Origin of the sequence: Sphingomonas sp. 2378, assembly GCF_038084995.1 — a bacterium.
Lineage (GTDB): Bacteria > Pseudomonadota > Alphaproteobacteria > Sphingomonadales > Sphingomonadaceae > Sphingomonas.
Genome location: NZ_JAXCMJ010000065.1, coordinates 1 through 14,746 on the forward strand (window position 1 = coordinate 1; position 14,746 = coordinate 14,746).

Sequence of the window (14,746 nt, forward strand, 5' to 3'; positions counted from 1 at the left end):
CGTACCTGGCGGTCCACGCTAGCACGCCGATCGGGCGATATTTCGGCGGACGCGCGCACTAATTCCTATTGGGAGCGGCACGCGAGACGGGCGGAGGATGCCCAGGTGAGATGGAGTAATGAGAATACGCCTCAGTCTCCCGTGAGCACGTGCCCCGCTTCCGGATCGAAGAAGGCGGCCCGCAGGGGAAGGGTCGCCGCGCCGACGGCCGCCGCATCGCCATCGATCGTCGATGGAACGATCCGGGCGGAGGGGCGGTGGAAACCGCGCCGCTCGGGATTGGTGATACGTATCCGCTCGGCGATCCGCGATGCCAGCGACGCGGGCAGGCGTCCGCCCAATACGATCGCTCCGGGGTCGATCGTCGCCGAAATCGCCGATGCGACCAGGTTGAGCGACGGCAGGCAGCGGTCCAGCCACGTATCGACCGCGGGGTGGCCAGCATCGAAGTCGGCCAGCATCGCGTGCAGATCGGGAAATGTCTTGCCATGCGCGTCGAAGGTCATGCGCAGCGCCTCGAGATTGGGCTGTGGCCAATCCGCCGGCAGGATCGAGGCGAACTCGCCCGCATTGCCATGCCTCCCGCGCAGCGGCAGCCCCTGCGAGATGATCCCGCCACCAAAACCGGCGGAGAAATAAAGATAGGCGAAGTCGCGTGACACGCGCCCATGGCCCAGCATCGCCTCGCCGATGGCGGCGACATTGCCGTCATTGTCGATCCAGACCTTTTCGGCCAACGTCTCGGCCAAGATCGTGTCGAGCGGCACCAGTGCCCAGGGATCGAGCAGCCGGGGCGGGTTCAGCCTGGCGCCGTCGCCGATAAAGTAGCCGGTGACGCCGACCCCGATCCCGATCAGCGTCGATCGATCGCGCCCGGCATCGGTGATCGCGGTGTCGATCATCTGGCGGATCTGGTGGCAGGCGGGCTGGATCTCGGTGTCGGACAGCCGCTCGCTGCGACCGCTCTGCACCCGGCCGGCCAGGTCGAGCAGCACCAGTGACACGGCGTCGGTCATCACCGACAGACCGACCGCGAACGCGGCGTCACCTTCCAGGGCCAGCTTAGCGGCCGGCTTGCCGCGTCCCGCTGCGACGGGCAGCGCCTCGCGCAGCAGACCGCGCGCGATCAGCGGCTCGACCAGACGGGTGATCGAATGCGGGGCCAGGCCGGTCATCCGGGCAAGGTCGGCGCGACTCGACGGGCCGTGACGCGACAACAGGTCCATCACGACACGCTCATTGGCGGTTGCGGTGCGGCGCCCGTCTTCCCGGAGGAAATGCGTCGGATAATCGCCTGCGGTTATCGCGTTCATGCGGCTGGCAAGCCTTGCGCGGGCGATCGTGTCAAGCTGGGTATGAGCAGCAACAAGGCCGTAACGACGCAGCCCGCGCCGACCAGGAGGACGAAGGCGATATAGCTGTCCGTGGAAGCTTGGCACTCGCCCCAGTCCTCCGGCCAGCGCCAGCCCCGCCGCGCCCAGCGCCAGCTTCGATACCATGGTATAGAGGCCGTAACCGCGCGGGCCCGCTCCCAGCACCGGCAGGATCGCCCAGCCGATCAGGTTCGTCGTTCCCAAAGTCAGGCCCAGCAGGGCCAGCATCGCCAGCCCCGCATTCCACGCGAACCCGATCGCAACGAACGCGGCCATGGCATAGATCATGGCCAGCAGCGTCAGTCCATGGCGCGCGTCGCGCAGGCGGATGGGCAGTAGGGCGGAGGCGGTTCGGCCCAGGATCAGCATGGTCAGGATCGCCGTACCGTCATCGCCACGATGCCAGGCACCAGGCAGGTGCAGCACCGCCTTGGCCAGCGCCCCCAGCGCGACGATGCCGATCACGCTGGCCGCCATAAAGGGCACTGGCAGGGATGGCGTGACCGACCGCTCTGCCCCGATCGCCGACGATCGGGGCGTGAAAGCGATCAGCAGCGGCACCATCATCGCCCCGATCAGGACGCCACCAGCCGCGATCGCCCACAACAGCGCGGCGGTGTCCATGTCCTTGCCGCCGCTGGCAGCTCCGGCCGCCACCAGCGAGGCGAGCGCCGTCCCCACCGTCCGCCCGCGCGCTAGTCCGATGGCACGGGCGGGGGTGTCGCCCAACCGGGTGAGCAGCGCATTGTGCGGCACGTCTACCCCGGAATAGGCGATGCGGAACAGCAAAGTCGCCGCCAGCAGCGCGGCCGCGCCATAGGGGGCAAGCAGCACCGTCGCCGGGAAACTGATCCCCGACACCAGCAGCGCGACCCCCGCGATCGGCGCCGCATGACGGGGACGGCGCGCAAGGTGGTTGCCCACGGCGAAATCGGCCAGTGCATTGGCCGCCAATCCGATCAAGAACAGCGTCCCCGCCGTCATCGGGTCCAGCCTGTAGACCGAGACGAGCAGATAGAGGGTCAGCAGATCGCTGCCGCTCCACAACAGGCTCTTGCCGAAATGGGCCGTGCCATAGGTCGCGCAGGCCCGGCGCCATGTCACGGAATCCAGCGGACCTTGTAGAGCTTCATCCCCGGCGTCTCGAACCGATGCTGACGGCCCGTATCGCGATCGGCGACCGTGAAGCCATGCGCCCACCAGCTTTCCTCCGCCTGCACCCACGCCATCGTCTCCTTCGTCACGCTGACCGCCTTGACCCGCAGCTTAGGGTTCAGCGCCGGGATCGGCGCGAAATCGCCACGGTCGGGATCGAAGGTCCATGCCCCGTCATCGGTGGTGACGACATAGCCGCCTCCGGGCGTCGGCGACAGATCGTGCCCGTCGCGTCGCCCCGGCAGCGTCCAGCGGGCGGCCTCGGTCAGGCGGGGCGCGGCCGCCTTCGAGTCGAACGAAAAGGCCTGAATCAGATCGTGCGACAGCGCGAACAGCCGCTGACGCCGCGCGTCCCAGACCGCACCATGGCCCGAAGGCAGCGGCAGGCTGGCGAGCGGAGGCTCGCTCCGCGACAGCTTGTAGAGTTCCAGTCGGTCGCCCGCCGGGTTGATCGACAAGGCCACCGCCGCATAGCCGCCGGGCAGCAGGTCCGCCGAATGCGCCATGGGCGCGGTCGCGCGGAACCGCACTTTCCCGCTCGCCCGATCGATCAGCACGACGCCCCCGGTCGAGGCGGTGACGAGGATCGCCTTGTTCCCATCGACGGCTTTGCAGTCATCGATATGCGCCAGCAATCGGGTCCGATAGGCGGACGGCAGATCTCGGGCCGCGCCGGCGCTCCACCGCCATGTCTCGGTCGCGCTGTCGCCCGTTACGGCATATTCGCGAATCTGGTCGTCGCCACAGGCATAAAGGCGCTCGGCAGCCGCCGCGCCGGTGCTGGCCAACAGCCCGATCAGCGCGCTCAACATCCTCGATCCACGCATGATTTTCGCCCTCATTGGATGACGATTGCGTCGCAGGCCGCTTCGTCATAGATATGTCACCTATAGTGAGTAATAGGCGATCGACCTGTTCGGGGAAAGAGGGGAATATCATGAAGACGTCACTGGCCTTGCGCAGCCTGCTGTTGCTCTCGTCGGCCTTTGCCACGCCGATCCAGGCCCAGACGACCGCACCGACCACCACGTCGTCCGACCCTCAGGATGCAAATGACGATATCGTCGTGACCGGCGCGCGGCTTCAGGCGGTGCGCGAGATCGAGGCGAAGCGCGGGATTTCGGTCATCTCCGACAGCATCAGTTCGGACGAGATCGGCACGCTCCCCGATTTCGGACTGGGCGAGGCGCTGACCCGCGTACCTGGCGTCTCGACCATCCAGAACAACGCGCGCGGCGAGGCGCAATTCCTGTCGATCCGCGGCCTCAACGCCGACTATAACCTCGTCCAGATCGACGGCGTGTCGCTGCCCGCCAACGAGGTCGGGCGGCGCAACGTCTCGCTCGACGTGATCCCCTCGTCGCTGGCGTCGCGGGTGGATGTCTATAAGTCGGTCAATGCCGCGATGAACGGCAATGCGATCGGTGGCATCGCCAATCTGCGCACCCGCAGCGCCTTCGATGGCGGCGGCAAGGCCTTTGTCGGCGGGCGCTTCGACATCGGCAAATGGGATTTCGAGCGGACGCGCGGCAAGGCCGGACCCTCGGGCCAGGCGGAGCTGGTCGCCTCGACGACCTTCGGGCCGGATCGCAAATTCGGTGTCGTCGTGGCGGGCAGTTTCTTCCGGCGCGACTCCGCCTCGGTGAATTCGGCCAGCGACAATTATCTGTACTTCGATCCGTCCACCGGCACGCGGCTGACCTCGCCCGCTAACAACGTATCCAGCGCCTTTGTCGCGCCGGATCGCCGTCGCTGGCTGCATTACGACAATATCCGTCAGCGCTATGGCATGTTCGGCAAGCTGGAGTTCGACGATCATCAAATGTTCAAGGCGGCGGTGACGCTGGCCGATTTCCGTCATACCAATGACGAGGAGCGCCAGTCCAACCTGGTCGCGGCGAACACGGCGGTGACGAGCGCGACCAATCGCTACACCAATTTCAGCGGTGTCACCGCGACCGGCGGCAATGTCGCCAACGCCAATGCGCAGGTCGATCTGGTCCAATATTACCAGACCCGCCGGATGCGCTATGCCGATTTCCACGGCGAACTGACGCCGGGCGACCGCATCCTTGCCGATTTCGGCGTCAACTACGCGGTGGCGACCTATAGCCAGGACGCTCGCCTCGCGACCTATCGCGTCGCGAACACCAACAGCCTGGCCTATGGCTATACGATAACGCCGGGCCAGTTCGCGCAGTTCAACTTCACCGATCCGGCCTATGTCGCGAATGCCGCCAACTACAAGCAGTTCGAATATGGCACGACCGCCGAGGACCAGCGCGAGAATGCGCTGACCGCCCGCGCCAATCTGGGCTTCAACCTCGCGGCGGAGGATCGCGGCTTCGGGATCGGGACGGGCGCTTTCGCGCGCTTCCTCGACCGCCGCTACGACTATGTGCTCGACAATTACCGGACCAACGCCACCTCCAACTATCTGCTTTCGGGGGTGATCGCGCCCGAGACCTATAGGCCGTACAATGGCGGCGGACAGACGATGCTGTTCGTCGATCCGGGCGCGGCGCGATCCTTTTTCACGGCCAATCGCAGCGGCTTCACCGCCAATTCGGCCAATACGGGCAACAGCCTGCAATCCGATTACAACCTAACGGAGAATATCGTCGCGGGCTATCTGATGGCGCGCTACGCGCTCGGCACGGCGCGGCTCACGGCGGGCGTGCGGTTCGAGGATACGACGCTGACCACTGGCTCCTATCGCCTGCGCGGTGCGACCTATAGCTGGGGACAGCAGGGTCAGCATTATCAGGACTGGCTGCCCTCCGCGCAGTTCGACTGGGACCTGACCGACCGGCTGCGGTTCCGCGCCGCCTATAGCCGGACGCTCGGCCGCCCCAATTACGACGACCTCGCCGCGCGCGAGAGCGTCAACGTCAACAGCTCGACCGGTGCGATCAGCATCACCTCGGGCAATCCCGACCTGAAGCCGCGCCGCTCGGACAATTACGACCTGAGCCTGGAATATTACGTCAATCGCGACGTACTGTTCTCCGCCGCGCTGTACCGCAAGGACATCAAGGATGAGATCATTATCATCCGCAACCCGGCGACCGAGCTGTTCGACGGCACGCAGCAACTCGTCACCCGCATTCGCCCGGTCAATGCCAGCAGCGCCAAGGTGCAGGGTATCGAACTGAACGCGGTCGTGGCGCGGATGCCGTTCCTGCCGGGTCCGCTGGCGGGACTGGGCGCGTCGGCCAATGTCACGCTGCTCGATCCCACGCCGCCCCAGGTGACGCTGTCCGACAATGTGACCCGCCGTCGCCTGTCGGGGCTGTTCGAGAGCGCCAACACCGTCGCCAACGTCAAGCTGTTCTACACCGCCGGGCCGGTCACGGTGCAGGGCGCGTGGAACCATCTGTCGCCGATACTCTACTCGGTATCGACGACCGACCCGCTCGGCGACCGGCGCTATGCCACCAGCGACCTGTTCGACGCGCAGCTCCGCCTGACGCTCAGCCGTCACTGGACGATCGTCGCGCAGGGCAAGAACCTGACCGACTTCCGCCCGCAACGCATGTTCGGCCCGAATTTCGGCTTGTTGCGGGAAGAGATCGAGAACGGCCGCGCCTTCTATATCGGCGCGCTGGTGCGATACTGATGCGACGGGCCTTCCTGCTGCCGATCTTGTTGCATCAACCCTGTTGCTGGCAAGCCCGGCGGCCGGCCGCACCCTGTCGGCCGCGGCAACGCCCGCGCTGGCGAAGCTGCTCGCAAAGATGCGCGGAGACGTCGCCGCGGCAGTCAATACGGTGAAGCCGGTCTATGCCCGGCGGCGTCCTTTCCTGGTCGATGATGGTCCGGTGTGCCAGCCGCGTGCGGCGCTGGAACCCAGCTTCGACTATCTCTCGGGGCATACGGGTTGGGGCACCTCGGTTTCGCTCATCCTGGCCGAACTGATCCCCACGCGGGCCACGGCCTTGCTGGCGCAGGCCCGCGACTATGGCGACAGCCGCGTGATCTGCGGCGCGCACAATGCCAGCGCGGTCGCGGCAGGCCGGCAGGCCGCCGCGGCTGTAATTGCGCGATTACATGGTGACGCGGCCTTCCGCCACGATCTCGACATCGCGCGCCAGGAACTCGCTCGCGAACCGGAGTGAAGGGGGAGGGCGAACGCTTCCTGTTTGGAAACGGCCGACGGGAAGGCCGGCCCGTTCTCACAAGGATGGTATTTGGGAAGGTGATTGGCGCTCATTTCACCGAATGTCAGTTTTCGAAGTCGATGTCAGCGGATTGCCCGTGGCGATGTCAGCGCCAAGCCGGCGATGTGTCGTGCGGCTTCTGCCGCGCCGTCTTCTCTCGCAATGATCGTTGCCGCCCGGCGTGCTGCATCCGCTATCGCCGGATCAGTCAATATGTGCGACACGATGTTTGTGGCTTGTCCGACTTTGAACCTGTCGCGATGGATCGTGGCACCCACATCACCCCCCTTTAATCGTGCAGCATTGTCGAATTGATCGCCGAAGTGGGGAACGACGATCTGTGGGCGTCCCGCACGCAATGCCTGTCCAGTCGTCCCGATGCCGCCATGATGAACGATGGCAGATGCACGGGGGAAAACAGCCGAGTGTGGCGCATAATTCATGATGAGGCAGTCGCCATCGCGACGCGGTGGTCCCGGTTGCCCGGTCAGCAGCACCGCTCGTCTGCCGAGGGCACGGCTGAGCGCAGCCGCCTCATCATAGAACCGGCCGGCCGAAGCGACCGCGAACGATCCCAGGGTGAAGACGAGCGGCGGAGGACCATCGTCGAGGAAGGTTTGAATTTCGACGGCCAGTTCGTCATCGGCGCCGCTCTCGCTGTCGAAGAAGGGAAAGCCCGTCAGGATCGCGTGACGGGGGGCATCGGGTGGAAGCTTGCCCAACGCCTGCGACCAGCAGCATATGAAAGCAGCTGTGACCGGCCCATGATCCAGCATGGGGGCACCTTGGCTGGGAGGAAGACCGTGTGCGGCACGGACATCATCGATCTGCCGGGCGTGACGCCGACGCAGGGCGATGCGCGCGAGGGCGTAGAATGTCCGGTTCCAGCCCCGACCGATGGCGGTGCGCGGCCGATGCCGCATGATCTCGAACCGTGGCGCCACGGGAGGCTGCCACGCCGAGAACAACGTCATGGGTTGAAGCACGACAGACGCCAGAGGCAGGCTACGCTTTTCCGCGACAATCTCGGAGGCAAGCGCGAAGACCGAACCGGCGATCACGTCGGCATCCGCCGATAATTCGTCCAGCGCTGCCGTGCTCGATCGAAGAGACGGGATGAGGATCTGGTCGACGACGAAATTCGTGTCTCCGAGAACCCTGCCCGCCGCCTCTTCCGGACTCATGCCCAGACGTGCGCAGATGTCGGCGTAGCCTGGCAGGATCGGCGCGGCATCGAGGCCGGCGGCACGGACCTTGGCGACGCCGTCTTCGGGCACCGCCAAAAGGACGCGGTGACCCTGCGCGATCAAAGCTCGACCGATCGCTATGAACGGGTGCAGGTCTCCGAGTGAGCCGATCGTGACCAGAACAACGCGAGCCATCAGGACATTTCCTCCAGCGCAGGCGTAACCGGCATCGTATCCAGTAGAAGCGCCAGTTCCCGATAGAGGGTTGATCGTCCAAGCCCGAGTTGCTTCGCAGCCTGCGCGGGACGGACAGCCGCTTCGACCAGTTTCAGGGCGGAGGCGAGTTTGTCGGTATCCAGCGTCGGCCGTCCCGGCACCTCGCCGCCTGCGCAGGCAGCGGCGATGCCTTCGCGCGTGCGCTCCAAGATCAGCCGGCGTTCAAAATGCGCGATGGCACCGAAGACGTGGAACACCAACTCGCCAGCGGCCGACAACGTATCCAGGCGCACCTCCAGCGATCGGAACGCCAGACCGCGGGCCTTGAACATGTCGCTCGTCTCCAGCAGTTCCTTCAGCGAACGGCCGAGCCGGTCGAGGCGCACGACGCAGAACGTGTCTCCAGCATCTCAGAGCCGTCCGCGGATCGTCACACCGAAGGTTCGCGGCGCACCGGGATAGCCCTGCAAAATGCCCGTCGACTTGGTCACGCCGAGCAGGTTCACATAATAGGCCTTGTCGAGCAGGTTCTCGACCCAGAGCTGAACGTCCAGCCGCTTGTCGTCCAGCAACAGGCCAACCCGAGCGGAGGTCAACGCGTAGCCGGGAATTTCCGCCGCCGGGTCGAGCGTGATCGTCGTGTTCTGTCGCGTCCGCCAATTGACGTCGACCAGACCATAGACGGCCGTGCGGTCGGAGACCCGATGGGTATAGTCGGCCGTCAAGTTGGCGGTCCATTTAGGTGCCCAGGCCACCTGGCGCCCGGTCAGGTCACACGTCGTCGCGCTCGACTGCGCCGGGCAGACCGAATTGGCGAAAGAAGCGTAGACTGCGCGATTGTAGGCCAGAAAGCCCTTCAGATGCAGCGGGCCCATAAACGCTTCACCTTCGCCCTCGACGCCCTCCGACACCAGTGCCCCGACATTGGCCAGGAACTTGGTCGCGGTGTTGCCGACGCCGATCGACTGGTTCGCCTGATAGTTCTTCACATAGGTATGGAAGGCCGTCAGGTTGAAGATCAGCCGGCGATCGAACCACTCGGTCTTGATCCCCGCCTCGATATTGTCAGCCTGTTCGCCGTTGATATGCTGGCCCGCGCCCAGTGCGATCGCGGTGGCGATGCCCTTGTCGGGGTTGGTCGCATTATAGGGGAGGAGGTTGAACCCCTTGGACTTGTAGCCGCGCGCGGCGGTGACGTAGAACATGACGGTCGGCACCGGCTTGAAGTTGACGCCGACCTCGCCCGACAGCGACGTGTCGGTGATGGCGTCGGCCGCCGACCCGAGCTGGGCATTCGCGCCGCTGGGCGACAGGGCGAGAAGCTGGTCCATGTTCAGGGCGCCACGATTGGCGATGACGCCGTCATAGCGCATCCGCTTTCGCTCCCAGGTCTGGCGCAGGCCCAGGTCGAAGGCCAGGCGGCGCGCGTCATCGGGATGCCAGGTCGCATGGCCGAACACCGCGCTGGTCTTCGTATTGAACACCGCATGGCTGTCGAACCCGGCCCCGGTCAGCGCCGTGGCCCATCCGCCCTTGCCCCACATCAGGCCGTTGGCGGAGTTGGTCCCGAACAGCGTCGCGTTCGGATTGCCGGCCCAGAGATGATATTGCGACCCGAACCGGATGCGCGAATCCACGTCCAATTGCTGGCGCGAGAAGAAGCCGCCGATCAGCCCCTCCAGCGGATGGCCGGTGGTCGAGGCCCAGCGCACTTCCTGCGACCATTGCTGCACCCGGTTGCACGAGCCATAGTCGCGGATCGCATCCAACTGCGTATAGTCGTTGTCGTTGTTGGTGAAGCAGGACCAGCGGCTCCACGCGCCGATCGACGTAATCGTGCCCAGCGCGTGAAGGTCCAGATCCTGTTGCAGGCTGAGCGCGTCGGTCTTGGTCTGGGCGTTGAGCGGGGAATCGATATTCATCTCCCGCTTTTCCTTGGAACTGACGAGCAGCGTATAGCCCCCCGCCGCCATGCGCGCCTGTAATGCCGCAGGGTTGTATATGCCGAGCGTGATCGGCCCCATGGATGGGAAATCCTGGGTCGCATGGGTGCCGATCAGGCGGATCGTCCAATCCTCGGTCGGGTTGGCGAGCACCTGCGCGCGCACGCCCTCGCCAGCCCGAGCATTCTGCCAGCCACCATTGTAGATGTTGTGGTAATAGCCATCGGTCCCACTGGCAAAGGCCGAGATGCGCAGCGCCAGCTTGCCGTCGACCAGCGGGCCCGTCACGCTGCCCTTGATCTGGCGGAAACCCTGGTTGCCGATGGTGAATTCGGTGGCGGCACCGAACTGGTAGCTGGGCTTGAGCGTGTTGATCAGGACCGCGCCCGCCGTGGTGTTCTTGCCGAACAACGTCCCCTGCGGCCCCCGCAGCAGCTCGACATCGGCGATATCGTTGAAGTCGTTGGACACCATGCCCAGCCGGGCATTGTAGACGCCGTCGACGAACACACCGACCGAGGCATCGATGCCATCGGTGTTGAAACCGTTGTTGCCGATGCCGCGAACGCCGAGGTTCAGCTGCTTCGGGTTGGTCAGATAGACCGAGAAGGACGGAAATTTGGTCTGGAAATTGGTGAAGTTGACCAGGTTCTGCCGCGCCAGTTCCTGGGGTGTGATGACGGTCACCGGGATCGGCACCGACTGGACATGCTCGTCCCGACGGCGCGCGACGACGACGACATCGCTTTGGCCAGTCTCCGTCGCCTGGGCATCGGCCTGCTCGCCGGTTTGGGCGGCGGCAGTATCGGCTGCGGCGGCGACCTGCGCATGAAGCGGCAAAGCCCAGAAGGCTCCACCCGTCAGCAGCATGGACGCAACCATCCGGCTTGTGCGGCCGCGGCCGCGCAAAGTGTTCGATATCATTTACGATCCCCCCGGGCAGATGATCTGCTCGCAATTCCGGCGGCGATAAGCAGGGGCAAAGTCACTTTCATGACATTTACCCGGTCGGTTTCATGACACTACCGCCGGATCGCCGAGATTTTCCAACTTGCGCAGCGCAACGCGACGAAAGCTTCTGGCGGGGCGTCGAAATCGGACCTATGCGGTCGCCATTCTTCGTTCGGGGGTTGCAGTTCCATGGCATCTCGCGTCACGCGTCGACAGATCATCGGGGCGCCCCTCGTGGTCGCGCCCTTCGTCATCGCCCCCGGCAGCATGGCGCTGATGCGCGGGCCGGCGGAGGCGATCTTCTCGTTCGGCGTGGCATCGGGAGAGCCCCGGCCAGATGGGGTCGTACTGTGGACCCGCCTCGCCCCGCAGCCCCTCGATCCGCTGGGCGGCATGGGCCGCGCACGGGTGCCGGCGCGCTGGGAAGTGGCCGAGGATGCGCACTTCCGCCGCATCGTGCGCGCAGGCGAGGTACGGAGCGGACCCGAGGACGGGCATAGCCTTCATGTCGAGGTCGGTGGCCTGCGTCCGGGCCGCGACTATTATTATCGCTTCCAGGCACTGGGCCAGGTCAGTGCGGTCGGCCGCACGCGTACCGCACCCGCCCCGGACGCCGCTGTCGATCGGATGCGCATCTGCTTCGGATCCTGCCAGAAATACGAGGTCGGCCATTACGCCGCCTGGACCCATGCGGTGGCGGACGATCCCGACCTGATCCTGTTTCTGGGCGATTATATCTACGAGGGGGCGCCGAACCCCAAGGCCTTGCGCCCGCACGTCAATCCCGAGCCGTTCGACCTGCCCGGCTACCGGGCGCGCTATGCCAGCTACAGGCTCGACCCGCTGCTCCAGGCAGCGCATGCCGCCGCGCCCTGGATGTCGATCTGGGACGATCACGAGGTTGCCAACGACTATGCCGGTCGCTGGGACCAGCGCTATGGCGATCCGGCGACATTCCTTGCCCGCCGGGCGGCGGCCTATCAGGCCTATTGGGAATTCATGCCGCTGCGACGCGCCTCGCGCCCCGATGGCCCTTGGGCGCGGCTGTATCGTCGTCTCGACTGGGGGCGCTTGGCGCGCATCGCCCTGCTGGATGACCGGCAGTATCGCGACGACCGCCCATGCCAGCCCGCGCCGGACGCGAACGGCAGGCGCGACTATGACTATCTGGTCGCTGACTGTCCCGCGCGCCACGACCCGAAGCTCAGCATGTTGGGCAAACGGCAGGAACGCTGGCTGGACGGGGAACTGGCCGGACGACATGCGCGCTGGAACCTGTTGGCCCAGCAGACGCTGATGACGCCCTTTCGGACGATCGACCCCAAACAGCCCGACAAGGGAGCGGTGTTCCACTCGGTCGACCGCTGGGAGGGGTTCCCGGCCGCCCGTGACCGTATCTTCCGTCGCTGGGTTCAGGCGGGGACGCCGAACCCGATCGTGCTGAGCGGCGACATCCACGCCTTCGCCGCTTCCAACCTGCACGATCCCGCCCGTCCGGACGGGCAGCCAATCGCCTCGGAGTTCGTCGGCGGCTCGATCACCTCATTGAACGAGGACCCGCTGTTCAAATCGACCGCCGCGCGGACCCCGGGCTTTCACTTCGCAGAGAATTTCGTACGCGGTTACGGCCGGATAGACCTGACGCCCGCGCGATGCGACGTAACCTTCCGCGGCCTCGACAATCCGCGCGACCCGCGATCGACGGCCCTCGATCTGGCACGCTTTTCGGTCGAGGCGGGGCGCCCCGGTTTGACCAAGGCGTAAGCCAATGGGGGGAGCCTGACGGCCCGGAAGGTTGTGTCGCGGGTGGAATGAAGGGGTGGTTCTTTAATTGGATCCCGGCGTTTGATGGTGCATCATCGGCACAGGATTGGTGCCACGGCGTCGGGCGGCCGCCCAAGGTCGCCGCCAACGTCTAGCGGGCGCATCGAAGGACGGCTATTAAACAGGCTCAGGACAGCAACCGCCAGCGCGTCGATTAGCTTGCGCCAAGGGTCACGATCAACTGCGGACGCATCTTGCCAATCTTAATAGCCGCATACAACTTTGCCGCCGCCTCAAGACGCTCAGCGGCCTCACAGCCTGAGAATATATCGCCAGAATTCGACCGGCCAGCCATCCCGGCGGTGGCAGGCGAGGCGGAGCCACGGCCGGCGGCTTGGTTGAGCGAGCAAGCTTCTTCTATCCCGCCAATGGGTACTTGCGAACCATCGCGCCAAGCCCGTGCCGATAGCCGACCCGGATCCACGGATATGCGGCTATCCGCTGATCAGCGCGCCCATGCGCAGCAGGCCCCAATAGAGCAAGCCGGACAGCGTCATCGCCGCAGGCAGCGTCATAACCCAAGCCAGAGCCATGTTTCGCACCGTTCGTGTCTGCAGGCCGGCCCCGTTTGCGACCGACGCTCCGGCGACGCCCGACGACAGGATGTGCGTGGTCGAGACGGGCAGGCCGAAGCGTTCCGCAAGCAGGATAGTCGATGCCGCGACGAGTTCCGCAGAGGCGCCCATGCCATAGGTCAGGTGGGTCTTGCCGATGCGCTCGCCGACGGTCACGACGATGCGCCGCCAGCCGACCATCGTGCCGAGGCCGAGCGCCAGCGCGACCGCGACCTTAACCCAGAACGGGATGTACCGCGTGCCTTGCTGCAACCGATCGGCGTAGGTGCCGACGGCGTCGACCTCGGCCGCGCTCATGGCGCGTCGCGCGCCTTCGTCCTTCTTCACCAGCGTGGCGCTGTCGAGAACGAGATACATGTCGTTGCGCAAATTGGGTGTCGCCGCGGCGGGAACCTTGCCGAGCGAGCCATAGGCCGCGATCCGCTGCGAGACGTCGTCGGACAGCGTCGCCAGTGCGGCATAGGTCGTGGGCGCTGCAATGCGTCGGTCGCGCAGTGTCTGCGTAAGCGTGGCGCGAGCGCCATCGACCGATATCGTCGTCCCTCGCGCCAGGCGCCGGAACGCCTGTTCCGCGTTGTCGGATGCCTGGACGAAGGCCGGCGTCGCGCTTTCCGGAACCGTGCGGTTCAGCGCATAGGCCGTGGGCGCGATACCGATCAGGATGAGCATGATGAGCCCCATGCCCTTCTGCCCGTCGTTGCCGCCGTGCGCGAAGCTGACTGCGGTGCAGGTGAAGATCAGTAGCGCACGGATGCCGCGCGGCGGTGGCCGGTCTGCAGCCGGTTCGCGGTACAGCGCCGGGTCGGGCGCGAGCCGCTTCAAGACGAGCAGCAGGATGAACGCCGCGACGAAGCCGAGCAGCGGGCTAAACAGTAGCGCTGCCAGCACCTTCTGCGCCTGACCCCAATCGACGCCCGACGTGCCGCCGGGGCCACCCGACAGCAGTTGGTTGGCGAACCCCACGCCGAGGATCGATCCGATCAGCGCGTGACTGGAGGAGTTGGGCAGGCCCACATACCAGGTGGCGAGGTTCCAGCCGATCGCGGCGAAAAGCAGCGCAAAGATCATCGCGTAGCCAGCGCGAGGAAGGCGAAGGCACCGAGCGCGAGTTGCTCGCCGACCTGTTGGGTGTCGGTCAGAATACTGACACCGGCGTAGGCGAGGCCGCCAGCGAGGAGGGCGGCGAAGACCCAGCGTCCCGCTGGATGCAGGTTGCCGTCCAGACGATGGGGTGTGTCCGTCTCGCCCGGGGGCAGGGCGGGGTGATCTGGCCCCCGTTTCACCGGACGGGTTCAAGCGGTTGCAGAAACCAGTGCGCGATGCTCGCGCGGCGAACGCATTTTGAGCCCTGAATGGGGGTGG

At 65.6% G+C, this 14,746-nt stretch carries 7 protein-coding genes and 2 pseudogenes; 3 read left to right on the forward strand and 6 right to left on the reverse strand.

The features are described 5' to 3' along the window. Positions 1-131: 131 nt before the first annotated feature. Positions 132-2,477, reverse strand: a complete 2,346-nt coding sequence (locus SM191_RS18430; protein WP_341507477.1) for an ROK family protein — start codon at positions 2,475-2,477, stop codon at positions 132-134. Further along, the gene (locus SM191_RS18435) at positions 2,474-3,355 is read right to left on the reverse strand and encodes a DUF6528 family protein (RefSeq protein ID WP_341507478.1); all 882 of its coding nucleotides are present in this window, start codon (positions 3,353-3,355) and stop codon (positions 2,474-2,476) included. The genes SM191_RS18430 and SM191_RS18435 overlap by 4 nt, the downstream gene beginning before the upstream one ends. A gap of 110 nt (positions 3,356-3,465) precedes the next feature. Between SM191_RS18435 and SM191_RS18440 the strand changes: the two genes are divergently transcribed. Further along, a complete protein-coding gene (locus SM191_RS18440; protein WP_341507479.1) occupies positions 3,466-6,147 on the forward strand; it encodes a TonB-dependent receptor in 2,682 nt (893 codons plus the stop codon). A 118-nt stretch (positions 6,148-6,265) separates the two neighbouring features. After that, the gene (locus tag SM191_RS18445) at positions 6,266-6,646 is read left to right on the forward strand and encodes a phosphatase PAP2 family protein (RefSeq protein ID WP_341507480.1); all 381 of its coding nucleotides are present in this window, start codon (positions 6,266-6,268) and stop codon (positions 6,644-6,646) included. Positions 6,647-6,771: 125 nt separating this feature from the next. Here the strand turns inward: SM191_RS18445 and SM191_RS18450 are convergent, their stop codons facing one another. The 3 genes and pseudogenes from SM191_RS18450 to SM191_RS18460 all read right to left on the reverse strand — a co-directional run bounded on the left by SM191_RS18450 (position 6,772) and on the right by SM191_RS18460 (position 10,904). After that, a complete protein-coding gene (locus SM191_RS18450; protein WP_341507481.1) occupies positions 6,772-8,070 on the reverse strand; it encodes a glycosyltransferase in 1,299 nt (432 codons plus the stop codon). Beyond that, positions 8,070-8,486: pseudogene (locus SM191_RS18455) on the reverse strand (recombinase family protein); the annotation flags it as partial. The gene SM191_RS18450 and the pseudogene SM191_RS18455, both read right to left, overlap by 1 nt. 15 nt (positions 8,487-8,501) lie before the next feature. Continuing rightward, positions 8,502-10,904, reverse strand: a complete 2,403-nt coding sequence (locus tag SM191_RS18460) for a TonB-dependent receptor (protein WP_341507482.1) — start codon at positions 10,902-10,904, stop codon at positions 8,502-8,504. 270 nt (positions 10,905-11,174) lie between these two features. On the opposite strand from SM191_RS18460, the gene SM191_RS18465 reads away from it, so the two are divergent. Next, entirely contained in the window at positions 11,175-12,749 is a 1,575-nt protein-coding gene (locus tag SM191_RS18465) for an alkaline phosphatase D family protein (RefSeq protein ID WP_341507483.1), read from the forward strand. 494 nt (positions 12,750-13,243) lie between these two features. Here the strand turns inward: SM191_RS18465 and SM191_RS18470 are convergent. Continuing rightward, positions 13,244-14,607 (reverse strand): annotated as a pseudogene (locus SM191_RS18470) (inorganic phosphate transporter). Positions 14,608-14,746 lie beyond the last annotated feature (139 nt).